21 protein-coding genes and 1 riboswitch are annotated in these 23,081 nt (G+C 67.7%); of the genes, 19 read left to right on the top strand and 2 right to left on the bottom strand.

Going from position 1 to position 23,081, the window contains the following annotated elements:
- The first annotated feature begins 5 nt into the window (after positions 1-5).
- The 4 genes from P7F68_RS02435 (at position 6) to P7F68_RS02420 (ending at position 5,245) form a co-directional block, all read left to right on the top strand.
- Positions 6-3,101 carry an efflux RND transporter permease subunit gene (locus tag P7F68_RS02435; protein WP_338405584.1) on the top strand — a complete coding sequence of 1,032 codons (3,096 nt, stop codon included), beginning with the start codon at positions 6-8 and terminating at the stop codon, positions 3,099-3,101.
- A gap of 107 nt (positions 3,102-3,208) precedes the next feature.
- Positions 3,209-3,392, top strand: a riboswitch (yybP-ykoY riboswitch).
- An 8-nt stretch (positions 3,393-3,400) separates the two neighbouring features.
- A complete protein-coding gene (locus P7F68_RS02430) occupies positions 3,401-3,976 on the top strand; it encodes a TMEM165/GDT1 family protein (RefSeq protein WP_002941602.1) in 576 nt (191 codons plus the stop codon).
- 226 nt (positions 3,977-4,202) lie between these two features.
- A complete protein-coding gene (locus tag P7F68_RS02425; protein ID WP_277830368.1) occupies positions 4,203-4,907 on the top strand; it encodes an AzlC family ABC transporter permease in 705 nt (234 codons plus the stop codon).
- Positions 4,904-5,245, top strand: a complete 342-nt coding sequence (locus P7F68_RS02420; RefSeq protein WP_277830366.1) for an AzlD domain-containing protein — start codon at positions 4,904-4,906, stop codon at positions 5,243-5,245. The genes P7F68_RS02425 and P7F68_RS02420 overlap by 4 nt, the downstream gene beginning before the upstream one ends.
- Positions 5,246-5,328: 83 nt before the next feature.
- On the opposite strand, the gene P7F68_RS02415 is transcribed toward P7F68_RS02420, so the two are convergent.
- Both P7F68_RS02415 and P7F68_RS02410 read right to left on the bottom strand, forming a co-directional pair.
- Positions 5,329-6,744 carry a solute carrier family 23 protein gene (locus tag P7F68_RS02415; RefSeq protein WP_002929559.1) on the bottom strand — a complete coding sequence of 472 codons (1,416 nt, stop codon included), beginning with the start codon at positions 6,742-6,744 and terminating at the stop codon, positions 5,329-5,331.
- 93 nt (positions 6,745-6,837) lie between these two features.
- Positions 6,838-8,478, bottom strand: a complete 1,641-nt coding sequence (locus P7F68_RS02410; RefSeq protein WP_002941613.1) for an acyl-CoA synthetase — start codon at positions 8,476-8,478, stop codon at positions 6,838-6,840.
- A gap of 224 nt (positions 8,479-8,702) precedes the next feature.
- Between P7F68_RS02410 and P7F68_RS02405 the strand changes: the two genes are divergently transcribed.
- From P7F68_RS02405 to P7F68_RS02335, 15 genes are all read left to right on the top strand, one after another.
- Positions 8,703-10,244 (top strand): PAS domain-containing sensor histidine kinase, encoded by a 1,542-nt coding sequence (locus P7F68_RS02405; RefSeq protein WP_277830363.1) that lies wholly within the window; start codon positions 8,703-8,705, stop codon positions 10,242-10,244.
- A gap of 89 nt (positions 10,245-10,333) precedes the next feature.
- Positions 10,334-11,026: a response regulator transcription factor gene (locus P7F68_RS02400; protein ID WP_002929565.1), complete on the top strand. Its 693-nt coding sequence runs from the start codon at positions 10,334-10,336 to the stop codon at positions 11,024-11,026.
- Between the two features lie 150 nt (positions 11,027-11,176).
- Entirely contained in the window at positions 11,177-13,237 is a 2,061-nt protein-coding gene (locus P7F68_RS02395; protein WP_277830360.1) for a TonB-dependent receptor plug domain-containing protein, read from the top strand.
- 1 nt (position 13,238) lies between these two features.
- Positions 13,239-14,393, top strand: a complete 1,155-nt coding sequence (locus tag P7F68_RS02390) for an ABC transporter substrate-binding protein (RefSeq protein WP_277830358.1) — start codon at positions 13,239-13,241, stop codon at positions 14,391-14,393.
- Positions 14,390-15,181, top strand: coding sequence for an ABC transporter permease (locus P7F68_RS02385; RefSeq protein WP_002929571.1), 792 nt, complete (start codon positions 14,390-14,392; stop codon positions 15,179-15,181). The genes P7F68_RS02390 and P7F68_RS02385 overlap by 4 nt, the downstream gene beginning before the upstream one ends.
- A complete protein-coding gene (locus P7F68_RS02380; protein ID WP_277830356.1) occupies positions 15,178-16,059 on the top strand; it encodes an ABC transporter ATP-binding protein in 882 nt (293 codons plus the stop codon). The genes P7F68_RS02385 and P7F68_RS02380 overlap by 4 nt, the downstream gene beginning before the upstream one ends.
- A 12-nt stretch (positions 16,060-16,071) precedes the next feature.
- On the top strand, positions 16,072-17,364 hold the full coding sequence (locus P7F68_RS02375) for an NnrS family protein (RefSeq protein ID WP_277830354.1): 1,293 nt from the start codon (positions 16,072-16,074) through the stop codon (positions 17,362-17,364).
- A 231-nt stretch (positions 17,365-17,595) separates the two neighbouring features.
- Positions 17,596-18,192: a hypothetical protein gene (locus P7F68_RS02370; RefSeq protein ID WP_386039385.1), complete on the top strand. Its 597-nt coding sequence runs from the start codon at positions 17,596-17,598 to the stop codon at positions 18,190-18,192.
- A 278-nt stretch (positions 18,193-18,470) separates the two neighbouring features.
- Positions 18,471-18,809, top strand: coding sequence for an HMA2 domain-containing protein (locus P7F68_RS02365; RefSeq protein ID WP_002929582.1), 339 nt, complete (start codon positions 18,471-18,473; stop codon positions 18,807-18,809).
- On the top strand, positions 18,796-19,491 hold the full coding sequence (locus tag P7F68_RS02360) for a ferritin-like domain-containing protein (protein ID WP_277830350.1): 696 nt from the start codon (positions 18,796-18,798) through the stop codon (positions 19,489-19,491). Before P7F68_RS02365 ends, P7F68_RS02360 begins: the two co-directional genes overlap by 14 nt.
- Before the next feature lies 1 nt (position 19,492).
- Positions 19,493-19,870 (top strand): hypothetical protein, encoded by a 378-nt coding sequence (locus P7F68_RS02355; RefSeq protein ID WP_277830348.1) that lies wholly within the window; start codon positions 19,493-19,495, stop codon positions 19,868-19,870.
- The gene (locus P7F68_RS02350; RefSeq protein WP_002941654.1) at positions 19,867-20,202 is read left to right on the top strand and encodes a hypothetical protein; all 336 of its coding nucleotides are present in this window, start codon (positions 19,867-19,869) and stop codon (positions 20,200-20,202) included. Before P7F68_RS02355 ends, P7F68_RS02350 begins: the two co-directional genes overlap by 4 nt.
- Positions 20,186-20,683 carry a hypothetical protein gene (locus P7F68_RS02345; RefSeq protein WP_002929591.1) on the top strand — a complete coding sequence of 166 codons (498 nt, stop codon included), beginning with the start codon at positions 20,186-20,188 and terminating at the stop codon, positions 20,681-20,683. The genes P7F68_RS02350 and P7F68_RS02345 overlap by 17 nt, the downstream gene beginning before the upstream one ends.
- Positions 20,680-22,818, top strand: coding sequence for a heavy metal translocating P-type ATPase (locus P7F68_RS02340; RefSeq protein WP_277830343.1), 2,139 nt, complete (start codon positions 20,680-20,682; stop codon positions 22,816-22,818). Before P7F68_RS02345 ends, P7F68_RS02340 begins: the two co-directional genes overlap by 4 nt.
- Positions 22,815-23,066, top strand: coding sequence for a FeoA family protein (locus P7F68_RS02335; protein WP_002929597.1), 252 nt, complete (start codon positions 22,815-22,817; stop codon positions 23,064-23,066). The genes P7F68_RS02340 and P7F68_RS02335 overlap by 4 nt, the downstream gene beginning before the upstream one ends.
- The last annotated feature ends 15 nt before the right edge of the window (positions 23,067-23,081 follow it).

Below are 23,081 nucleotides of genomic sequence, written 5' to 3'. Positions count from 1 at the left end.
CGCCGATGCGCGGTGATCATGGCGGCGGCGTTTATGGCCGGCTGATCGACAACCATCCGCTGGCCAACATCACCTTCATCCTGGTGCTGGTGGCGGGCCTGTTCGCCTATCTCACCATGCCGCGCGCGCAGGATCCGGAGATCAACTTCAACTGGGTCAGCATCATGACCAGCCTGCCCGGGGCCTCGGCCGAGGATGTCGAGCGCGAGCTCACCGGGCCGCTGGAGGATGCGATCAAGCAGGTCAAGGACATCCGTTTCGTGTCCTCGTCCAGCCGCGAGGGCATGTCGTCGATCCTGGTGCGCTTCGAGGAGGTCTCCGAGCGCCAGTTCGACAAGCGCGTGAACGACCTGCGGCGCGAGATCCAGAACAAGGCGGCGGCGGAGTTGCCGCCCGATGCGACCGACCCGATGGTGCTCGAGATCACCAGTTCGAACGGGTTTCCGACCGCCGTGATGGTGCTGCACGGCAGCGGCGGCGAGCGCCTGCGGCGTGCAGGCTTCGTGCTCAAGAAGGAGATAGAGGGCCTGGCCGGCGTTGATCAGGTGATCGCGGCCGGGCTGGACGACCCGCAACTACAGGTCGATTTCGATCCGGCACGGCTGGCGGCGGCAGGGCTGTCGCCGATCGCGCTTTCCGATAGCGTCGCGGCCTGGTTCCAGAACACGCTCGGCGGCCGGGTCAGGGTTGAGGACCGCGAATGGCTGGTCCGCCTCGAAGGCAAGACGCCCGACCCCGAAGCGCTGGCCCAGGTCGCGGTGGTGACGCCGCAGGGGCGCGTTGCCGTCGACGAGGTCGCCGCGGTGGTGCGCGGCAGCGAGCGCGCGAACCAGCTCGTCAGCTACGGCGGGCAGCCCGCGGTGATGTTCTCGATCACCAAGCAGCCCGACGCCAATACCCTGCAGCTGGTCGAGCGCCTGCAGCAGTTCGCCGCCGATCGCAACATGCTGCTCGCTGCGCAGGGCGTTCAGCTGGCGCTGATCGACGATCAGACGCACGCCACGCGCCATGCGATCGGGGTCATGGAGTCGAACGCGCTGTTCGGTCTCGCTGCGGTGCTGCTGATGTGCTGGATCTTCCTTGGTTCGCGGCTGGCCCTGCTGGTGGCGCTGGGCGTACCGTTCTCGCTGGCGGGCACCTTCATCGCCGCCGAGCTGATCGGGTCGACGCTCAACCTCACCGTGCTGCTGGGCGTGGTGATCGCGCTCGGCATGCTCGTCGATGATGCAGTCGTGGTGGTCGAGGCGATCTATTACCGTCTGCAACGTGGGGACGAGCCCCATGCAGCGGTAATCGGTGGCGTGCGCGAAGTCGGGCTGCCGGTGCTGGCAGCGGTGCTGACCACCATCGCTGCCTTCCTGCCGCTGATGCTGCTGCCGGGCATCCTGGGCAGCTTCATGTTCATCGTGCCTTTCGTTGTGACCGTTGGCCTGTTGATCAGCCTCTTCGAGGCGTTCTGGATCCTGCCCACGCATATCCTCGCCCTGAAGGTGCGGCCCGCGCAGCGGCGCACGCGAGCGCAGGTGCTGCGCGAGCGCTTCACCCATTGGTTGCGGGTGAAGTACGCGCGTGCGCTGGTCGGCGTGTTGCGCCGCCCGCGCCTGGGCGTTGCCGTCCTGGTTATGGTGATGGCAGGCGCTGGCGGGGCGGTCGGCGGAGGCTGGGTGAAGATGGAGTTCTTCGCCTTCGACTCGATGCGTCTGTTCTACGTCAGCGTCGATATGCCGCCCGGCGTCACTCCCGAGCGTTCGCTGGCCGCCGCCGAGCGCGCCGCCGAGGTGCTGGCACGCACGATCGATCCTGCCGAGTTGCGCTCGATCACGCCCTATGCTGGGCTCAAGTTCACCGACACCGAGCCGGTTTATGGCGACCAGTACGCACAGGTGCTGGTGTCGCTGACGCCACGCAACGGCGACATGCGCGACACCGGCGAGCTCGTCGCCGAGTTGCGTCCGCTGATCGAGGCGCTTGACGGCGAGGCGCGTTACTCCTTCATGGAGATCAAGGGCGGACCACCGACGGCCAAGCCTGTGTCGGTGAAGGTCAAGTCGGACGACTATGCCGTGTTGCGTGCGGCGGCCGATGCGGTGATGGCCGAAGTGGCCGGGCTTCCGGGCGTGCGCGACCTGACCGACGATGATGTGGCCGGGCGCAACGAGATGCGCCTGGTGCTCAACCGCGAGAAGCTCGCGCGTGCCGGGGTGGGGGCGCACGAGGTGTCGCGCCTGCTGCGTCTGTACGGCGAGGGCGAGATCGTCGCGACCACGCGCGACGCCGGCGAGAAGGTCGAGGTCGTGGTGCGCGCACGTGCCGAACCCTTCGCCGACGTGACCGAACTCTTGCAGCGGCCCGTGCCTCTGCGTGCGGGCGGCAGCGTGCAGTTGGGCGACCTGGTGGACCACGAGCTGCGCCTGTCCAAAGGCTACATCCGCCACTACCAGCTGACGCGCGCGATCACCGTCGAAGCCGAGCTCGAGCGCAGCGAGATCGACACGCTGGAGGCCAACAACCGCCTCAAGGCCGCCTGGGAGCGGCTGCAGCCGCAGTATCCGGGCGTGGAGCTGGATTTCTCGGGCGAGCTCGAGGACATCCAGGAAAGTCTCGATTCGATGGGGCGCCTGTTCCTGCTGGGCCTTGGCCTGATCTACCTGATTCTGGCCGCCCAGTTCCGCAGCTACTGGCAGCCCTTCATCATCCTCGTCACCGTGCCGCTGGCTTTCACCGGCGTCGTCCTCGGCCTGCTGGTGTCGGGTAATCCGCTGTCGCTGTACACCCTGTACGGCGTGATTGCGCTCACCGGCATTGCGGTGAACTCGGCGATCGTCCTCATCGACGCCGCCAACGAGCGCCGTGCCGCAGGCATGAGCGTGCAGCACGCCGCGATCTATGCCGCGCGTCGGCGCGTGGTGCCGATCCTGATCACCTCGACCACCACCATCGGCGGTCTGTTCTCGCTCGCCATCGGCCTCGGCGGCAAGTCGCTGATGTGGGGGCCGGTCGCGGCGAGTATCGTGTGGGGCTTGGGCTTCTCGACCGTGCTGACCTTGTTCGCCGTGCCCTTGGTGTATCGCATGGCGATGCAGCGCGGCCAGGCGGGGTGATCTTCTGGCCACGGCGCCCTTAAAGCGGGCGTAGGGGACAGACCCCGATTTCCCCTTGGTTTGTTGGCTTGTTGGCGACTTCGCTTTGACCCTGTGTGCGGGCTCGGCTAGAATCCGCGCCGTCATTGGGGAGTAGCCGCCCTCCGGAGCTCGGGAGGGGTGCGCGCCAACATGCTCGGCCGTCCGGCCGTGGTGCGCACGGGTCCATGGACCTGGCAAGACCTTTGACCCTGCTGCTGCCGTCAATGGCCGGGGTGGCGCGGGGTCATGGGTGTTCTGCCGGCCAGGACTGGAATCGAATGGACGCCTTCCTCATCTCCACTGCCATCGTCGCCCTTGCCGAGATCGGCGACAAGACGCAGCTGCTCGCCTTCATCCTTGCCGCCAAGTTCCGCCGCCCATGGCCGATCATCGCCGGCATCCTGGTCGCCACCCTGGCGAATCATGCCTTCGCCGCTGCGGTCGGCACCTGGCTCACCACCCTGATGGGGCCGCAGACCCTGCGCTGGGTGCTGGGCCTGTCCTTCATCGCGATGGCGGTATGGACGCTGATCCCCGACAAGCTCGATGAAGACGACGCCAAGCTGCCGCGTCTTGGTGTCTTTGGTGCCACCCTGATCGCCTTCTTCCTTGCCGAGATGGGCGACAAGACGCAGGTCGCCACCGTGGCGCTGGCCGCGCAGTACCAGGCCCTGGTTGCGGTGGTCGCAGGCACTACGCTGGGCATGATGATCGCCAACGTGCCGGCGGTGGTACTCGGCGACCGCATCGCCGCGCGCATGCCGGTACGGCTGGTGCATGGCATTGCTGCAGCGATCTTCCTCGGCCTTGGTATTGCGACACTGTTCGGTGCGGGCGAGGCGCTCGGGTTCTGAGTGCTTGTAAGGCCTTGAGCGCACACACGTGCAGCGGCGCGCGCAGTGCTGTGGGGTGCCGTGGGAGCGGCGCGAGCCGCGAGGTGTTGAAGGCGACATCGCGCATTGGCGCCGCGCGAAAGGCTCGCGGCTGGCGCCGCTCCTACGGGAGGGCGATGCGCCTGGTGTGAGCGTCGACTTGTCGCGCGGGCCTGTTATGCTTGGACGCTTTTTGCACCCACGCCTCATGGAATCGTCCTTCCGCCGCGGTGCCCGCGAGGGCATGCGCGACTTCTTGCCGCTTTCGGTCGGTCTCGTGCCTTGGGCCGTGGTCACCGGCATCGCCATGCGCTCGATCGGGCTGTCGCCGCTCGAGGCCATGGGCATGAACCTGCTGGTCTATGCCGGCACGGCCCAACTCGGTACGCTGCCGCTGATCGGCAGCGGCGCGCCGCTGTGGCTGATCTTCCTTACCGCGCTGGTGCTCAACCTGCGCTTCGTCATCTTCAGCGCGGCACTGGCGCCGGTGTTCCACGGCCACCCCTTCATGCGCCGCCTCGCGTCGAGCTACCTGCTGGTCGATGGCATGTTCGCGATCGGCGCCGAGAAGCTGCACAAGGCGGACGATCCGCACTGGCGCTGGGGCTATTACATCGTGCCCTCGCTGTACTGCTGGGCGCTGTGGCAGTGCTGCGTGCTGGGAGGCGTGCTGGGGGCCGGCGTGATTCCGGGCGACTGGTCGCTCGAGTTCATGACCACGATCGCGCTGATGGTGATGATGATCCCGATGTTGCGCGAGCGCCCGATGTGGGTAGCAGCCCTGGTCGGCGGCCTGGGCGCGGTGTTGTTGCGTGAGCTGCCGTTGCGTCTTGGCCTGATCGCCGGCATCGCGCTCGGCATCGGTGCCGGGTTTGTCGCCGAACGCGCGCTGGCGGGGAGGGCGGTGCGATGACCGAAGGCGTGATGAGCGAGGGCCTGTGGCTGTGGCTGACCTTGCTGACGATCGGCTCGACCACCATCCTCACCCGTGGCAGCTTCATCCTCGCCGGCGAGAAAGGCCGTCTGCCGCCTGCGTTGCAGCGCGCCTTGCGCTATGCGCCAGCGGCGGCGCTGTCGGCGCTGGTGATGCCTGACCTGTTGCTCGATGGCGGCAGCTTCGATCCCTTCAACCCCAAGCTCGCCGCCGGCATCGTGGTGGTTGCCGTGGCCGTGCGCTGGCGCAACCCCTGGCTGCCCTTCATCCTCGGCATGGCGGTGCTGCTGCTGATGAGAAAAGGGCTGGGCTGGTAGCGTTTCTGCTAACAGCTCCAGCCCCCTCGGCGGCCGCCTGCGCCGGGGCGGGCCCCAGCGCAGCGTGCGATCCGATTTGACGATTACTTCCTGGCCACGCCGTGCTCATCGCCGGCTTCGATGTCGGCCGTGTTGTCGCCGATGATCGACAGGTCCTGCTTGGCGCGCTGGGCGGCGTTGGGACGCTCGATCAGCCAGTACAGCAGCAGGCCGATCACCACCGCGTACACGGTCGCCTTCGGATCAGGCATGGCCAGCGTCACCGCCACGATGCCGGCCACGCCGCGTTCGGTCGAGTTCTTCAGCTCTTCCATGCCCACCATGATGCAGATGTAGGCCGTCAGCACCAGGGTCAGCGACAGCGCGATCGGCAGCACCGGCTTGAAGAAGGACACCAGCGGCAGGATGAAGAGGGCGACGAAGCCGGTGATCCAGAACGTACCGCCGCCGGAGAAGATCGAGTCCATCGACTTGCGACCCAGCGCGTAGCGTTCGGCCACGGTGGCGTGGGCGGCGGTCCACAGCGGGCCGGCGAGGCCGGGCCAGGGGGCGAAGAAGGCGTGGATGCCGTTACGCAGCGCGGTGACCAGGTGCACGCGGGTGACGTCGAGCTCGATCTTCTCGTCCGGGCGCAGGTGGTCAACGCGCTTGCACAGCGTGAAGCCGACCAGGATGTCGCCGAAGGCGATCACGTAGGCGATGATCGCGGTCGGGATGGCGAGCAGGAACATGTCCAGGCTGGGCATGCCGACGGCAAAGATCAGGTACTCGGTCATGCCCTTGAAGTCGGGCTGGGTGATGCCCCACTCGATGCTCGGCAGCGGATATTCACCGACCGCCCAGCCCACCAGGATGGCGACGAAGAGGCCAGGGATCATGCCGAAGTTGGAGATCGTCTTGGCGAACCTGCTGGTCTCGACGATATGCTTGAACGACAGCGAGAACAGGATGTAGGCCGACACGATCGAGCCCAGCAGCAGCGAGATCGGGGTGCTGTCGATACGGCCGCCGGCCTTGAGTTCGCCCATCATTGCCGCGATGCCGGCGCCGATGATGATGCCGCTCTTGAGCGAGTTGGGGATGATCGTCACCAGCCTGTTGCCCAGTCCGGTGATGCCCAGGATCAGGAAGATGGCGAATACCGTGATCTGCAGTGCGAACATGGCGCGCACCGCCTCGGGGCCGGGTTCGAAGCCCTGCAGGAAGAGGATGACGACCGGAATCGCGGGGGTGATCCAGCCCGGGACGAGCGGTACGCCGAGCAGCGCCGGCAGCATGTAGCCGATGCCGGCGATGACGCAGAAGGCGAGCGCCGCCTCGTAGGGCATGCCAAGGTACTTCTGCAGCAGGGGGATCATGGCCAGGCCGACCACGAACATGAACAGGCCCTGCACCATCTCGGGGTATTCCCAGCGATAGTGGATGAAGGGCAGGCGGATCTTGAACGGGCCGAGCGGCCAATACGGATGCTCGGCGCCGTGCTGGCGCTGAATCAACATGGTTTGTCTTCCTTGGGTTGTCGTTATGCTGGGGGAGGCCCGGGCCGCGGCACGATGGCCGCCGCCCGGGTCTCGGGGGGCCTTGCGGGGTGCTTACTCGATGGCCGAGGCGGACTTGGCCATTTCGCGCAGCGCGAACTTCTGGATCTTGCCGGTCGAGGTCTTGGGCAGGACGCAGAACTCGATGTGCTTGGGCACCTTGTAGCGAGCGAGGTGTTCGCGGCAGTGGGCGATGATGTCGTCCGCGGTCACGCCGGCGCCGTCCTTGACCTCGATGTAGGCGGCGGGCACCTCGCCCCACTTCTCGTCTGGCCTGGCGACCACGGCGGCAGTCAGCACTGCGGGGTGGCGGTACAGCACCTCTTCGACCTCAAGCGAGGAGATGTTCTCGCCGCCGGAGATGATCACGTCCTTGGAGCGGTCCTTGATCTTGACGTAGCCGTCCGGGTGCATGACCGCGAGGTCGCCGGTGTGGAACCAGCCGCCCGCGAAGGCTTCATTCGTGGCCTTCTCGTTCTTGAGATAGCCCTTCATCACCAGATTGCCGCGGAACATGATCTCGCCCATGGTCTCGCCGTCGGCGGGCACCGGCTCCATCGTGGTCGGGTCGAGCACGGTGATTGCTTCCTGCATGTGGTAGCGCACGCCCTGGCGGCCGTTGCGCTCGGCGCGGCGGTCGATCGGCAGTTCGTTCCACTCGGGGTGCTTGGCGCACACCGATGCCGGACCGTAGGTTTCGGTCAGGCCATAGACGTGGGTGATGTCGAAGCCGATGCGCTCGGCGCCTTCGATGATCGCGGCCGGGGGCGCGGCACCTGCGATGAGGCCGGCAACGCTGTGCTCGATGCCGGCGCGCAGTGCGTCGGGGGCGTTGATGAGCATGCCGTACACGATCGGCGCGCCGCACATGTGGGTGACCTTCTGGCTGCGGATCAGCTCGAAGATGAGCGCCGGATCGACCTTGCGCAGGCAGACGTTGACGCCGGCGTTGGCTGCCAGGGTCCACGGGAAGCACCAGCCGTTGCAGTGGAACATCGGCAGCGTCCACAGGTAGACCGAGTGCTGCGGCATGCCCCAGCTGATGATGTTGGAGGCGGCGTTCAGATATGCGCCACGGTGGTGGTAGACCACCCCCTTGGGGTTGCCGGTGGTGCCCGAGGTGTAGTTGAGCGCGATCGCGTCCCACTCGTCGGCCGGCAGGCGCCAGGCGTAGTTGGGGTTGCCGCCGGCGAGGACCTCTTCGTACTCGAGCGTTCCGACGCGCTCGGTGCCCGGGTATTCGGAGTCGAGCGCGTCGATGACGAGCGGCTTGTCGCCGTCGAGCAACTCTAGCGCGGCACGGATCACGCCCGCGAACTCGGGGTCGGTGATCAGCACCTTGGCCTCGCCATGCTTGAGCATGAAGGCGATGGCCTCGGCGTCGAGCCGGGTGTTGAGCGTGTTGAGCACGGCGCCCGTCATCGGCACGCCGAAGTGGGCCTCGAACATCGGCGGCACGTTGGGCAGCATCACCGCCACCGTGTCGCCCTTGCCCACGCCGTGGGCGACCAGCGCGCTCGCCAGGCGGCGGCAGCGCTCGTAGGTCTGCGCCCAGGTATAGCTGCGAGCGCCGTGCACGACGCTGGTGCGCGCGGGGTACACCATGGCGGTGCGCTCGATGAAGCTGAGCGGCGACAGGGGCACGTAGTTCGCCGGATTCTTGTCCAGTCCTTGTTCGTATGCAGTCTTCGACATCCTTCTCCACTCCCAGATGTGTGCAACAGGTTGGCGATCGGGATGGCGAGCCCAGGGACGGCCTGGGTCTCCATACCGTCGGGTATGGAGAATGACAAAACATCTTGTCCGTAATTGCGTGGGAATGTACTGAATCGTGTCCTGGGCGTCCGCATGGCCGGCACAGGCATAGAATGGGCCGGTTTTGTGCGGGTGATTGCGGACTGAGTTGGAGCGCCACGGGGATGAGTCGGGAGCAGCAGATGTCGAGCGAGGAGCGGCTCAGTCACAGCGAACTGCGCCTGCGCCAGATCACCGATACGATTCCGGCCCATGTGGGTTACTTCGATCACGACTGGGTGTTCCGCTACGGCAACAAGCGTTACGCGCAGTGGTTCGGCACCACCAGCGAGGCAATGAAGGACCGCCCCATCCCCGAGGTGATCGGCCCCCACGTGTTCGCCCAGGTCGAGGACAAGGTGCGCCGCGCGCTTGCCGGCGAGCAGGTGAGCTACGAGTACAGCATGCCCGGCCCGGACGGCGAGACGCGCTTTACCCGCAGCACCCTGGTGCCCGATTTCGGGCCGGATGGCGAGGTGATCGGCTGCTATGTGCATGCGGTCGACATCACCGAACAGCGCCGCACGCAGGACGCGCTCGCCCAGGCGCAGAAGATGGAAGCGATCGGCCAGCTCACCGGCGGTCTCGCCCACGACTTCAACAACATGCTCACCGTGGTGATGGGCAACCTGCAGGGCCTGATCGAGGTGCTGGGCGAGCATCCCGCGGTGGACGAATATGTGCAGCCGGCGATGGCGGCCGCCGAGGGCGGCGCCGGACTGGTGCGCAGGCTGCTCGCCTTCTCGCGCCGGCAACCGATCGCGCCGGTGGTGGTCGAGGTCAATGGCCTCGTGCTCGACATGGCACGCATGATCCGGCGCTCGTTGCCGAGCACGATCGCCATCTCAACGGCCTCTCGCGACGTCGATCTGCGCGCGCTGGTCGACCCCAACCAGCTCGAGAGCGCACTGCTCAATCTCGCCCTCAATGCCCGCGACGCCATGCCCAATGGAGGTGAGCTGCGCATCGAGTGTTCGCTCGAGTGCATCGAGGGGCGGGCGGCGGCCGACCTTGAACTGCCGCCCGGCTGCTATGTCCAGATTGCGGTCAGCGACAACGGCACGGGCATGGATAGCGCGACGCTGGCGCGGGTGTTCGAGCCCTTCTTCACCACCAAGAGCTTTGGCCGCGGCAGTGGTCTCGGGTTGCCGATGGTGTATGGGTTCATCAAGCAGTCGGGCGGGGGGGTGCGGATCCGTAGCCGGCAGGCAGTCGGCACCACCTTGTCGCTCCTGCTGCCGCAGGCGCCGCAGCAGGTGCAAGCGGTCGCACCGCCACCCGTGAGCGTGGCGCCGGCAGCGGCGCTCGAGGGGCGCCTGGTCCTGCTCGTAGAGGACGACGACAAGGTGCGCGACGTCGTGCGCAAGCAGCTTTCGGCGCTTGGCTGCGCCGTGCTCGAGGCCGAAAGTGGCCACGAGGCCGCCGACATGGTCGAGAATATCCCCGCGATCGGCCTGGTGTTGTCCGACATCGTGATGCCGGGGGGCATGGACGGGCGTGCGCTTGCACGCTTCGTGCGCCGTTTCCGGCCCGAGTTACCGCTGGTGCTGATGAGCGGCTACGCCGACAAGGCGGAGGACGGCCGCGAGGAGGCGGACGTGCAGGTGCTCGACAAGCCCTTCAGCGCAGAGCAGCTTGCCGCCGCGCTGCATGCCGCGATCGCCTGAGCGTCCGCGCCGCCAATCGCGCCGCGGGCAAAGCATGCTTCAAGCTTGAGGGAGCCGAGTTGAGCGACAGGGCACAGCCAGGGCAGGCGTTGATTCACGTCGTCGAGGACGATGCCGCGGTGGCGCGGCTGATCACCGGTACGCTCGAGCGCTTCGGCTACCGCCATGCGGTGTTCCCGACCGGGGGTGAATTCCTGCGCCAGTTGCGCATGCAGTCGCCCGATCTCGCCATCCTCGACCTCGGCCTGCCCGACATGGACGGCATGGAGGTGCTGCAGCAGGTGCGTGGCCGTCATCGCTTCGGTCTGCTCATTGCCACCGGCCGTGACGATACCCATGACCGTGTGATGGGCCTCGAGCTCGGCGCCGACGACTATGTGGTCAAGCCCTTCGAGCCGCGCGAACTCATCGCGCGCGTGCGCAGCATCCTGCGCCGCTACCAGCCCGAGCCGGCGGCCTGCGCCCAGCCCCCGGGCGTTGCCTGCTTTGCAGGCTGGACCTTCGAGCGCGGCACGCATCGCCTGGTGTCGCCAGAGGGGGTCGAGGAGACCCTGAGTCTGGCCGAGTCGCAGTTGCTCATCGCCTTCCTCGAGCGTCCCAACCAGATCCTGTCGCGCGAGCAGTTGCTCGCCGGGCGCGACGTGTCCGCCCTCGATCGCAGCATCGATCTGCGCGTGTCGCGCTTGCGCAAGCGTTTCGAGCAGGGCGGGCACAGCGGCAAGTTCATCAAGACCGTGTATGGCGCAGGCTATCTGCTTGCCGCTACCGTGACCTGGCGCTGACAGGTACGCAAGGGCGACACAGCAGGAGGGTTTTTTGATCGGGATCAAATGCGAATAATTCGCATTTTTGTATTATCATTTCGTCCGATCCTTATATCCTGAAGAGCAAGCCAGCCGCCGCCAGCCAGCTCGAGAACCCTTGGAGCTGTCATGCATTTGCGTCTGCGCGCGCTGGCCCCGGCGATGCTGGGCCTTTCCTTCGTTTCCTTGCCTGCGGTCGCGGCCGACACCGTGCTCGGCACCCAGGTCGTCACCGCCAAAGGCTATGCCGCCGACGTGCTGGAGACGCCACAGGCGGTCGAGATCCTCCACGCTCCTGCGGCGAGCGGCGCAGTAGCCGGCGAGCTGTTGCGCGGCAAGCCGGGCCTGGCCGCGCAGTCCGACGGTGCCTGGGGGCAGAACCCGGTGCTGCGTGGGCTCAAGAAGGAAAGCGTGGTGGTCATGGTCGATGGCTTGCGGGTCAATTCCGCCCAGCCGCAGGGGGCGATCGCATCGTTCATGGATCTCGGCCTGCTCGAGCGCGTCGAGGTGGTCAAGGGGCCGGGTTCGGTGTTGTACGGCAGTGGCGCGATGGGCGGTGTGGTCAACCTGATCACGCCCGAGGCCGAGTTCAGCGACGAGGCGCGCACCGGCGGCCGAGCGGGTGTCCGCTTCAGCAGCGTCGACAAGGGCATTGCCGGCGCGCTGCTGCTGCAGCATGCCAGTGCCGACAATGCACTCGTGCTCGGCGTCGCCGGCCGTGACGTCGATGACTATCGCAGTCCCGATGGGCGTGAGGCGCGCACCGGCTACCAGTCCGACACGCTGCTGGCGAAGTACCGCCACCGCGTCGCCGAGGGTGTCAGCCTGCGCCTGAACCTGCAGCGCCATAACGACGAGGATGTCTGGTACCCCGGCTCCACCCGCAGCGGTGCAGGCATTCCGCCGCCGCTGGGCAAGGTCACCATCCATTCGCCCGAGCAGCGCCGCGAACTCTACGAGCTGGGTATCGATGCAGCGCTCGGCGAAGGGCAGCTGGCGGCCGAGGTCTATCGCCAGGAAGTGTTCCGCCAGATTCGCGCGCGTGCGGCCAACACCGGTCGCGACTACGTGCGTAATGATGTCACCTTCAGCACCGACGGCATGCGTGCGCGTTATATCTTCCCGGTTGCCGACGGCCACCTGCTCACGCTGGGCGCCGAGACCTGGCGCATGACCGGCGACCCCGAGCGCTACATGGACAACAACGCGCCGCTGTTCAACAACAATGTGCGCAATGACCCGTTCTCGGACGGCCGCATCCGCTCCACCGGCGTGTTCGTGCAGGACGAGTTCGAGCTCGGCGCCACGCGTGTAGTGGCGGGTGCGCGCTACGACCGCGTCAAGGGTAATGCCAGCCAGAAGGGCAGCGGGCCTTCGGCGCTCACCACCGGCCTCGACAGCGTCGACAACAACCTGTCGTGGTCCCTGGGAGTGGTGCACCCCTTGGCCGAGGCGCTGAACGCGTACGCCAACATCGGTCGCGCCTACCGCGCTGCCGACATGCGCGAGCGCTTCGAGGACTCGGCGCGCGGGGATGGCTACTTCCATGTCGGCAACCCGCAGCTCGACCCCGAAGTGTCGACCAGCTTCGAGATCGGCCTGAAGTCCACCGCGGCCGGGTTGAGCTACAACGTGGCGGCCTTCTACACCCGCATCGACGACTACATCGCAGGGCGCATCACCGGCGCCAGCCATCCGGGTACCGGCCTGCCGCTCAAGCGCACCGAGAACCTCGACAAGGTCAGCATCTACGGCATCGAGGGCAGCGCCAGCATGCCGCTCGGCGCCTTCGTTGCCGACGCCGGCTTTACCTGGCTGCGCGGCAAGAACCACCAGGACAAGGAGCCGCTGTTCCAGATGCCGGCGCCCGAGCTGACGCTCGGCATTGGCCAGCCGGCCGAGCGCGGCTTCTGGTGGCGCGCCCAGCTGCGCGCGGTGGCCGAGCAGGACCGCATCGCCACGCGCTTCTCCAATGGCACCGAGAACCGTACCGCCGGCTTCGTCACCGCGGATGCCGGGTTCGGCTGGCACTTCGGCAAGGTCGGCGCCTTCGAGTCCGCCGGCCTGGCCGTACAGCTCACCAATCTCGCCGACAAGCGCTACCACGAGCACCAGACCGACGGCGTCTCCGGCAACGAGCTTGCCGCGCCCGGGCGCGGTGTCGCACTCAGCCTGAACGGGAGCTTCTGATATGGAAAACGGCCACCGCTACTCAGGACGACGCCGGCGCTCGCGCGGCGTCGTGTTCGCGGACCGCTCGACGCAGCGCTTCGGGGGCGCATCGGGCGCGGAGAAGGGGGCGGTGGCCGCCCGGAGCGAGCGGCGCGCACTGATGCTGCCGGCGTGGACACGCGCCGTGCTGCACGTGTGCGTGGTATGCGCCTTCCTGCTCGTCACCGGCGTCGTACATGCGCAGAAGCTGCCGAGGCTGACCCTGTCCGGGCCTTCGGCCTCGGTGTCGAATGCGTTGATCCACATGGTCGACTCCGGTGCGCTCGCCGACGTCGCCGAGGTGGTCGAGTTCGTGCCCTGGCGCGACCCGGACCAGCTGCGCGTGATGGCGCTCGACGGCCGCGCCGACGTGCTCGCCATGCCGACCAACGTCGCCGCCAACCTGTACAACCGCGGCGCCAAGCTGCAACTCATCAACGTGTCGACCTGGGGCGTGCTGTGGCTGGTGTCGCGCGATCCGACGCTCAAATCGCTTGCCGACCTCCGCGGCAAGGAGCTGGCGATGCCGTTTCGCGGCGACATGCCCGACATCGTGCTGCAGCTGCTCGCCGAGCAGCAGGGCATCGACGTCAGGAAGGATCTGAACCTGCGCTACGTCGCCAGCCCGGTCGATGCGATGCAGCTGCTGGTCATGCGTCGCGTCGACCACGCCTTGCTTGCCGAGCCGGCCGCCTCGATGGCCTTGCGCAAGACGGGCTCCTTCCCGCTCAGCGTGCTTGCCCCCGAGCTCCACCGCAGCGTCGACCTGCAGCAGGAGTGGGGGCGGGTGTTCGCTCGCGAGGCACGCATCCCGCAGGCCGGCATTGCGGTGATGGGCGCCCTGCGCGCGCGCCCCGAGCTGGTCGCGCGCATCGAGGCCGAGTACGCGCGCTCGCTGGCCTGGTGCAAGGCCAACGCCGAAGCCTGTGGCAAGGCGGTGGCGGCACGCATCGACATGCTCAGCGCCGAGGCGGTGGCCGATTCGATTGCGGTGAGCCAGCTCGACGCCGTGCCGGCGGCAGCCGCGCGCGCCGAACTCGAGTTCATGTACGGCCACCTGCTTGCAAGGAACCCCGCGTTGGTCGGTGGCAAGCTCCCCGATGATGGCTTCTACGCCGGAGCGGGGATACGATGACGCTGCTGCGCGCCTGGCTCGCCGGGTTGCCCGCCTACCTGTGGAGCGGCTGGGGTGCGATCGCCAGCCTGTTCCTGCTGCTCGCCGCCTGGGAGGCGGTGAGCCTCGTTTACGGGCCCTTGGTCATGCCCGACCCGCGTTCGGCCTTCGCCACGCTGTGGGCGCTCATCGACAGCGGCGCTGCCTGGCCCGAGCTCGCCGCCACTGCTCGCCGCGCGCTGTCAGGCTATGTTCTGGCGGTGCTTGCCGGCAGTGTGCTGGGGCTGGTCGCCGGGCTGTCGATGACCGCATCCATGATGTCGCGCCCGCTCGTCACCGTGCTCATGGGCACGCCGCCGATCGCCTGGCTGGTGCTCGCCATGCTGTGGTTCGGCGCGAGCGACGGCACGCCGGTGTTCACCGTGTTCGTCGCTGCCTTCCCGGTGATCTTCATCGGGGCGCTGCAGGGCACGCGCACGCTCGACAACCACCTGCGCGGCATGGCCGAGGCCTTCCGCCTGCCGCGGCGAATGATGTTCGTCGACGTCTATCTGCCGCATGTCGTCTCTTACCTGTTCCCGGCCTGGATCGCCGCGCTCGGCACGGCCTGGAAGGTGGTGGTGATGGCCGAGTTGCTCGCCACCCAGGATGGCGTCGGTGCGGCGCTCGCGGTGTCGCGCTCGCACCTGGACACGGCGTCGACCATGGCCTGGATCGCGGCGGTGGTCGGCTTGCTGCTGGCGGTCGAGTACCTGGTGCTCGAACCGATCAAGCGCGAGGTTGAGCGTTGGCGGGAGCAGGGCACATGAGCATCGGCACACTGCCGGCAGCGGCCGGCACGCAGCATGAACTGCGCATCCGCGCGCTCGACCACGCCTTCGGGCGCGACGAGGTACTGGCCGGCATCGATTTCCGCCTGCGTGCGGGAGAGGTGGTCGCCCTGGTCGGCCCTTCGGGTTGTGGCAAGACCACGCTGCTGCACCTTGCTGCCGGTCTGTTGACGGTGCAGGCGGGTGAGGTGTCGAACAGCTTTTCGAGCACCGCCTTCATGTTCCAGCAGCCACGCCTGCTGCCGTGGAAGACGGCGCTCGACAACGTCGCCCTCGGTCTCAAGGCCGCCGGCGTGGGGCGCGACGAGCGCCACTTTCGCGCCCGCGAGCTTGCCCTGCGCCTGGGGCTCGCGCATCGCGACCTCGACAAGTTTCCCCACCAGTTGTCGGGCGGCATGCAGAGCCGTGTTGCGCTTGCGCGCGCGCTGGTGCTGGCGCCCGAACTGCTGCTGCTCGATGAGCCCTTCTCGGCGCTCGATGTCGGTCTCAAGGAAGAGCTCTACCGCCTGCTGCTGGCGCAGCAGGCCGAGCAAGGCATGGGCGTGCTGATGATCACCCACGACCTCATGGAGGCTGTCCGCCTGTCCGACGCCATCCTGGTGATGGCGCCCACGCCCGGGCGCATCGTGTGCCGGTTCGAGCTCGGTCAGCCTGCGGCGAGCAGGGACGACGCCTGGGTCTATCACTATACCGCGGAACTGCTGCAGGCGGAGGCGGTGCGCGACAGCTTCGGCTTGCCGCCCGCCGTGCCTGCGTTGGCTGAGGTGCCGGCAGTGCGCCCGGGTGCAGGCTTGCGCCTGGTCGTGCCCGCCGAGCCGGTGCTGGGCGCCCGTGGCGGCGCGCGCTGCGGCGGCTGAGGAGTACACGTCATGCGCTTTACGACTCGCGACACCTTGTTCGACCGGCTGGCGGCGCGGCCGCTGTTCATGTGCGGCTTTCGCCCCTTCTTCCTCGCCACGGCCGGGTACGCCGTGATTTTGCTGTCGATCTGGCTGGGCTTTCTTGCCTGGGGGCTGGGCGTGCCGGCCGTGTCCGGCGGCCCGACCGTCTGGCATGCGTATGAGCTGATGTTCGGTTTCGGACTGGCTGCGGTGGCGGGCTTCCTGCTGACGGCGGTGCCCGAGTTCACCGGTACACCCGCCCTGGGGCGCCGTGTCGCACTCGGTATGGTCCTGCTGTGGGCGGCTGCCCGTCTCGCCTTCTGGCTGTCCGGGACATTGGGCGTTGTTGGGGAGGCCCTGGCGGCGGTGCTCAACCTGGGCTTTCTCGGCGCGCTGATCGCGCTCGTCGCACCGCGCCTGTGGCACGACCCCGAGCGTCGCCACCTCGCCTTCCTGTGGGGGCTGGGCGCGATGTGGCTGGCGCTGGCCGGCTTCCATGCCGACGCCCTGGGCGGGCTGTATCCGATGCGCTGGGTGAAGGTAGGTGTCGGCGTGATGATGGTGCTGATCGTGGTCGCCTTGAGCCGCATCTCCATGCGCATCGTCAACGATGCGCTCGATGCCGAGCGTCTGCGACGCGATGGTGCTGCGGCCCGCCGCCATGGCGAGGACGACGACCTGCCTGATTACCGCGCGCGTCCGCCGCGACGCAATCTCGCCATCTTCGGCGTGGCGCTGTACACCGCGGTCGAGTTCGTGCTGCCCGGATCGGTCATTGCCGGCTGGGTGGCGCTGGCTGCGGCTGCCGCCGTGCTCAACCTGCTCAACGACTGGCATGTCGGCCGCGCGCTGCTGTCGCGCTGGGCCCTCATGCTCTACGTGGTGTATTGGCTGATGGCGGCAGGCTATGCCTTGAGCGGCCTGGCCCTGCTCGGTGTGCCGGTGGCGCCCAGTGCAGGCCTGCACTTGCTGACGATCGGCGCGATGGGGGTATCGATCTTCGGCGTGCTGTGCATCGCCGGGCGCACACATGCGGGCCACAAACTGGACATGAGGTCCTGGGTACTGCTGGCCGCAGTCGGGCTGGTGGCGGCGGCGCTGGCGCGCGCGGCCTCGGGCCTGCCCGGCCTGCCGATCGCGGGTCTGCAGGCGGTGAGCGTTGCCGCCTGGGTGGTGGCCTATGCCCTGGCCGCGCGCTATCTGGGCGCAGTATTCCTGGCGCCGCGGCCCGATTCGGGAACGGGCTGCGAGGAAGTGCTCGAAGAGGCGAGTCCGCCCTGATACGCGTCATATCGACGATTACGATGAGCCTGGTGCACGGCGCCGACCGGCAGGGTATGCTGAACGGGTTTTTGTCGTCAGCTGGAAGCGCCGTCAGGGAGGCGTCGCTTCCGTATCCTCAGTGCCTCCCCTGGGAGTGGAATCATGCAAAACAACAATAGTAGCCGTCTCGTCACGGTTTTAGCCCTGCTGCTCGCGAGCGCAGCAGCGCCGGCGCTTGCAGAGCGTCCGATGGCGGTGGACGATGCAGGTACGCTCGAGCGCGGCGGCGCCAAGCTGGAGTTCGGCTGGAGTCGCGATGGCGGGGTGCGCGGCTTCGAGGGCGCCGCTGGCTTCGGGCCGATCGACAACGTCGAGGTGGAGGTCGGGCTCGGCCGGGCCAAGGATCGCGACGCCGATCCCGACGCCAGGATCCGCGCCGTCGGCGCTGCGCTGAAGTGGATTCCCCTGCAGGCCGAGGCTGGCCTGTCGGCGGGCCTGAAGTACGAGTATGGCCGCGAGCGCGTGAGCGGCGAGGGCACGGCACGAGCCCATTCGCTGGCAGGCCTTGCGACCTGGGCGTTCGAGCAGGGGCCGAGGGTTCACCTCAACCTTGGCCGAGGTTGGACGAAGGGCGACGAAGACCTGAACTTCTGGGGTCTGGGCCTGGACGTTCCGCTGAGCGAGCAGGTCGATTTCGTCGTCGAGACCTTCGGCGAGGAGCATTCCGGCCCTGATCGCCAGGTCGGGCTGCGTTACACGATTGCCGAAGGTGTGAAAGTGTCTGCTGCAGTTGGGCGAGGCAACGGCCGCACGATCGCCAATGCGGGCGTCGCCTGGGAGTTCTGATTCTGCCGGCACCGGGGCTGCAATTGCAGCCCTGTTTGACTTTTGTCATATCCGCAGCGGCGGGATGGCGTAGAGTTTTTTCATCGATGTGAAGGGGTGGTTGAGCGGTGGATTCGCTCCCGCCCGGTTTCTGCATTGAGTCGGGTTCGCGTAGCCAGCCGAAGTTGCCAGCCAGGAACCCCCTGGAGCGTTTTTCGCTCGGGGTGGCTGGCGTTGCGTGCGGTGCTCGATCCGTACCCCTTGCGCAGCCCCCCGGCGTGGATGGGTGGATCTGCAAGATGCCTGATTTCGAAGAACTGCGCGCTTTCCTGCGGGAGGTGCGCATCGCCCATCATATCCGCGGACGAATCCGCCTCAAGGTCGAGGCGGCGGCGGTGTCGATCGACTTTCCGCGCGAACGTGCGCAGGTGTTCCAGTCCCTGCTCGACCACATCCCGGGCGTGCGCTCGGTCCAGGTCAATCTGCTCGCGCGCTCGTGCACCGTGCAGTACGACCCCGCGCTCATCCCCGAACGGGCGTGGAGCGACCTGCTGGACGGCAGGGTGTCGGATGCCGCAGCAATCCTCGAGCGCATTCTGCGCGATACCTACGTGGAGATCGGCAATGCAAAACCATGACGAACTGATCCTGCGTACGCAGCGGATCGATCCGCGCGCGCCGTACCCGGTGGTGCACCAGGCTGTCAGGATCGCGCTCTATGACGAGTATGCGGCCCGCAGCTTCTACGCCCGTGTGATCGAAGCCTTCGGTGAGCGGCCGCCGTTCGCAAACATCCTGCGCTCGGAAGGGCAACATGTCGCGGCCCTGCTGGGGCTCTGCGAGCGCTTCGGCATTCCGCGTCCGCTCGATCCGTTCGCGCATGAGACGACGGTCGAGCCGACCTGGTTGGCGAATTGCCAGCGCGCCGTCGTCGGCGAGATCGCCAATGTGCAGCTGTATGCCTACCTGCTCACCCAGGTGGCAGAGCCCGAGGTGCGCCGGGTGTTCCAGAACCTGCAGGCGGCGGCCCTGCATAACCACCTGCCCGCGTTCCGCCAGGCAGTGGCAGCTGCCTCGGCCCAGGAGAATTACCACGCCGCTCATGGCATCCCGCCACAACAGGCTTATGTGAGCCACGGACCGCTGTCCGACTTTCTCGAGCGCGCCTTCTCGCAGTTGGGCCCGTATGCCGGCCCCATCGGTGTCTTCAGTCCGCTTCTGCGTCGTGCACACCCCGCCATGCTGGCCGGCATGGTCGCGGGGGGCGCCGGAGTCTACCTGTTGAAGGACAGGATCGGCCGTCAACGCAAGGAGAACTGACATGTTCCCGCTGTTTCCCTTTGTAGCTGGGGTGCTGACCGGCGCAGTCGCGCTCCGCCTGATCAAGACCGACAAGACCAAGGCTGGCCTGGAGAAAGCCCAGGACAAGCTGCGCGGCGCGACGGTGTCCAGCCTTGAGGCGATCGAGAGCGCTTCCGCACGCGTGCGCCAGCGTTTGACGGCCGAGGATGCAGAGGTGTCCGCAACTGCCGAAGCAGTTGCCGATGTCGTTGCGCCCGCCGCCGCCCCCGAAGCGCCACCGCGCAAGCGTGCAGCGCGTGCCGCCAGGCCCGCGGCAGGGCGTGCTCCGAAGACCAGCTCCAAGGCCAAAGCCGCGCCTGGCGGGGAGCCGGCCGATGATGGAGAGGCCGGGTCATGAGGCCGCTGCCACGCCTCATGCCGGCGCCGACGCCCAGGATAGGGGGGGCCACCTTCGTGCAGGGCTTCGTTGCAGGGGCCTGCGTATCGGCTTTCCAGGATCAGGCCTCGCCCCTTTCCAGAACCGAACTCAAGCGCGTGCTCCGCCATGGGCTGCAGGGCGGTACGGCGCTGACCGCCGGCAGCGCCGCGGCCCACGCCGTACGCCGGCAGGACTACGCGGCGGCGCTGCTCGCTGCGGCTGCGGGTGCTGCCGGCGTACTGATCATCGAACGAATGCTGCGCGAACGGGTGCAGACCGAACAGGAGAAGAAGGATGTCCAAGAAGCATAAGAAGGCCCACCGCCGCGCCTATGGCGAGATGGCGGGTGGCCACCCGGGGGCTGCCGGCCCGATGTATCAGGGGCATTACGGCCAATACCCGCAGTACGGCCACAACGGCATGGCGGCTGATCCGGCGATGACGGGCATGTACGGAGCGAGTGGCGGGTTTGGGCAGGGCGTGGGCGATGGCCAGGGCGGCCAGGGCCTGTATGACGGTCTGCAGGCGGGCCTGCACGCGGCTGGCCTGGACAAGGGCCTGCTGCAGGGCATGCCGGCCTTCCTGCGCACGCGCAACACCGAGCAGTTCCTGCTCGGGGCGCTCATCGGCGCCGCCGCGGCCTGGGTGCTGAGCGACGAGGAACTGCGCGGAAAGATCGTGAAGTCGGCAATCAAGCTCTACGCCGGTGTCGCCGGCGGCTTCGAGGAGATGAAGGAGCAGATGTCCGACATCCGCGCCGAGGTCGAGGCGGAGCGCCACGGGGACGCATGATGGCCAGCGCCTGGGTGTCTGCGCTCGAGCCCGTGCATGCGACCCGGGGGCGGGTGCGCTGGCGCTATGCCTTGCGCCCGGGTGCATCGGCCGACGTGCAGGCCCTTGAGCGTGCGGTCCTGGTCGTCGACGGGGTGCGCAAGGTGCGCGTCAATGCGGCTGCGCGCGCACTGGTCGTGGAGTACGACCACAGGACCACTACGGCCGAACGCGTCGCGATCGAGATCCTGCGCATGGATGCCGTCCGTGCGCGCAGGGCGGGCGCCGCCAATGGCGAGCCGAGCGCGGCACCGCTGGCGCTGAGCGCGGCGACCTTGCTTGCGACGCGCTCGCTGCAGCCCGGGCTGCAGGCTCCGGTGGCCCTCGGCACGGCGATCCCGCTGCTGGGCGAGGCAATGGACGATTTCCTCGAAAAGGGGGTGACGTCGCACGTGCTCGAGGCGATGGCGGTGGCGATCTCCATTGGCCGGCGCGATTTCCTCGCCGCGAACACCACGTCCTTCCTGCTCGCGCTCGGCGAGTACCTCGAGGCCTCGATCGAGCGCCGCTCGGACGAACTGCTCAAGCACCTGCTCAAACCTGCGGTCGACGAGGTTTGGGTGGAGCGCAACGGAGAGGAAGTCCAGGTCGACGCGGACGAGGTGCGCGTCGGCGACACCGTGATCGTCGCGACCGGCGCCGTGATTCCGGTCGATGGCACGGTGCTCGGCGGCGAGGCCTTGGTCAACGAGGCCACGATGACCGGCGAGAGCGTGCCGGTGGCGCGTCGCCGTGGCGATGCGGTGCTGTCGGGCACGCTGGTCGAGGAAGGGCGCTTGCGCATCTATGCCGAGAAGGTTGGCGCCCAGGCTGCAGTCGCGCGCATCGCCGACTTCGTCGAGCAGTCGCTCGCGGTCAAGAGCAAGACCCAGCTCGAGGCCGCGCGCATGGCCGACCGCCTGGTGCCCATGGTGCTGGGGCTGGCGGGTGCCACCTGGCTGGTGTCGCGTGACTGGCAGCGTGTGGCGGCCGTGCTGCAGGCGGACTATTCCTGCGCGCTCAAGCTGTCCACACCGGTGGCCTTCAAGGCGGCGATGTATGCCGCCGGCAAGTCCGGGATGCTGGTCAAGGGCGCCAAGGCGCTCGAGCGACTGGCCGAGGCCGACACCTTCGTGTTCGACAAGACCGGCACCCTGAGCACCGGCAGGCTCGAGGTGACCGACTCGGTGGCCTTCAAGCCCGGCTATTCGCCCGAGGACCTGATCAACCTGGCCGCGTCGGTCGAGGAACACTATTTCCACCCGCTCGCGCTGGCGGTGGTCGAGGCCTCGCGGCGGCTGGAGAAGCCACGCCACTTCGACCACAAGGAAGTCGAGTTCATCGTTGCCCACGGGGTGGCCAGCGTCATTGACGGACGGCGCATCGTGGTCGGCTCGCGCCACTTCGTCGAGGACGACGAGGGCATTCCGGTTGCGGCCCACCGCGAGGTCATCGATCGTCTCCACGTCGAGGGCAAGACCCTGCTCTACATCGGCTTCGGCGGCGAACTGCTCGGCGTGATTGCACTGCGTGACGGCCTGCGCAGCAACAGCGCGGCAACCATCCGCCGCTTGCGCCGGCTCGGCGTCAGGCGTGTGCTGATGCTCACCGGCGATCACCCCGAACGCGCATGTGCAATGGCGGAAGCACTCGGCCTGGACGCGTTCCATGCCGGGCTGATGCCACAGGACAAGGCCAGCATCCTGCAGGCGCTGGCGGCCGAGGGTGCGCGCATCGCCTTCGTTGGCGATGGCGTCAACGATGCGCCGGCACTCAGCGGTGCGCACGTCGGCATCTCGATGCACAACGGTGCCGACGTGGCGCGGCTGGCGTCGGACGTGGCGCTGCTCGAGGACGACATCGCCCGTGTGGCGGATGCCCGTGCGCTCGCGCTGGCGACGCGGCGCCTCATCGACAGCAACTTCAAGCTCACGGTTGGCCTCAACACCACGATCCTGTCGGCTGCTGCGTTCGGCTGGCTGACGCCGGTGGCCGCTTCGGCCCTGCACAACGGTACGACGATCGCCATCCTGCTGCGTGCGCTCGCTGGCGCCGGCCTGCCGCGCGGACCGAGCGTACGGAACGAAAGCGCCGCACAAGGAGGCGTAGCCGCATGAGCCACCCAGACCGTTCCAGTGCCTTCCCCCTGGCGATGGCCGCCGAGGGTGAGGCCGTTTGCGTGGTTGCCATCCTGGGCGGTTCGGCCATGGCCTTGCGCGTGGCCGAGATCGGCCTGAATGTCGGCAGTGAGCTCGTCGTCCGCCAGCGCCAGGGGGGTGGCCTGGTGGTGGGGCGCGGCGAGACGCGCTTTGCCCTGGGCGCCGGCATGGCCCACAAGATCCTGGTGGCGCGTGCCGGCGCCTGAGCCGCGCGTCCCTTC

It is taken from the genome of Thauera mechernichensis (assembly GCF_029588855.1).
Classification (GTDB): domain Bacteria; phylum Pseudomonadota; class Gammaproteobacteria; order Burkholderiales; family Rhodocyclaceae; genus Thauera; species Thauera mechernichensis.
Note: the sequence above shows the minus strand (reverse complement) of the source record. Positions and strands in the feature narration are given on the sequence as shown.

Excerpts from the sequence above, each read along its gene's own strand:
- P7F68_RS02385 (WP_002929571.1), top strand. The coding sequence starts at position 14,390 with ATGACGCTGCTGCGCGCCTGGCTCGCCGGGTTGCCCGCCTACCTGTGG.
- P7F68_RS02335 (WP_002929597.1), top strand. The coding sequence starts at position 22,815 with ATGAGCCACCCAGACCGTTCCAGTGCCTTCCCCCTGGCGATGGCCGCC.
- P7F68_RS02395 (WP_277830360.1), top strand. The coding sequence starts at position 11,177 with ATGCATTTGCGTCTGCGCGCGCTGGCCCCGGCGATGCTGGGCCTTTCC.
- P7F68_RS02435 (WP_338405584.1), top strand. The coding sequence starts at position 6 with ATGCGCGGTGATCATGGCGGCGGCGTTTATGGCCGGCTGATCGACAAC.
- P7F68_RS02350 (WP_002941654.1), top strand. The coding sequence starts at position 19,867 with ATGAGGCCGCTGCCACGCCTCATGCCGGCGCCGACGCCCAGGATAGGG.
- P7F68_RS02405 (WP_277830363.1), top strand. The coding sequence starts at position 8,703 with ATGAGTCGGGAGCAGCAGATGTCGAGCGAGGAGCGGCTCAGTCACAGC.
- P7F68_RS02340 (WP_277830343.1), top strand. The coding sequence starts at position 20,680 with ATGATGGCCAGCGCCTGGGTGTCTGCGCTCGAGCCCGTGCATGCGACC.
- P7F68_RS02410 (WP_002941613.1), bottom strand. The coding sequence starts at position 8,478 with ATGTCGAAGACTGCATACGAACAAGGACTGGACAAGAATCCGGCGAAC.
- P7F68_RS02420 (WP_277830366.1), top strand. The coding sequence starts at position 4,904 with ATGACCGAAGGCGTGATGAGCGAGGGCCTGTGGCTGTGGCTGACCTTG.
- P7F68_RS02425 (WP_277830368.1), top strand. The coding sequence starts at position 4,203 with ATGGAATCGTCCTTCCGCCGCGGTGCCCGCGAGGGCATGCGCGACTTC.
- P7F68_RS02390 (WP_277830358.1), top strand. The coding sequence starts at position 13,239 with ATGGAAAACGGCCACCGCTACTCAGGACGACGCCGGCGCTCGCGCGGC.
- P7F68_RS02355 (WP_277830348.1), top strand. The coding sequence starts at position 19,493 with ATGTTCCCGCTGTTTCCCTTTGTAGCTGGGGTGCTGACCGGCGCAGTC.
- P7F68_RS02365 (WP_002929582.1), top strand. The coding sequence starts at position 18,471 with ATGCCTGATTTCGAAGAACTGCGCGCTTTCCTGCGGGAGGTGCGCATC.
- P7F68_RS02360 (WP_277830350.1), top strand. The coding sequence starts at position 18,796 with ATGCAAAACCATGACGAACTGATCCTGCGTACGCAGCGGATCGATCCG.
- P7F68_RS02370 (WP_386039385.1), top strand. The coding sequence starts at position 17,596 with ATGGCGGTGGACGATGCAGGTACGCTCGAGCGCGGCGGCGCCAAGCTG.
- P7F68_RS02415 (WP_002929559.1), bottom strand. The coding sequence starts at position 6,744 with ATGTTGATTCAGCGCCAGCACGGCGCCGAGCATCCGTATTGGCCGCTC.
- P7F68_RS02380 (WP_277830356.1), top strand. The coding sequence starts at position 15,178 with ATGAGCATCGGCACACTGCCGGCAGCGGCCGGCACGCAGCATGAACTG.
- P7F68_RS02345 (WP_002929591.1), top strand. The coding sequence starts at position 20,186 with ATGTCCAAGAAGCATAAGAAGGCCCACCGCCGCGCCTATGGCGAGATG.
- P7F68_RS02375 (WP_277830354.1), top strand. The coding sequence starts at position 16,072 with ATGCGCTTTACGACTCGCGACACCTTGTTCGACCGGCTGGCGGCGCGG.
- P7F68_RS02430 (WP_002941602.1), top strand. The coding sequence starts at position 3,401 with ATGGACGCCTTCCTCATCTCCACTGCCATCGTCGCCCTTGCCGAGATC.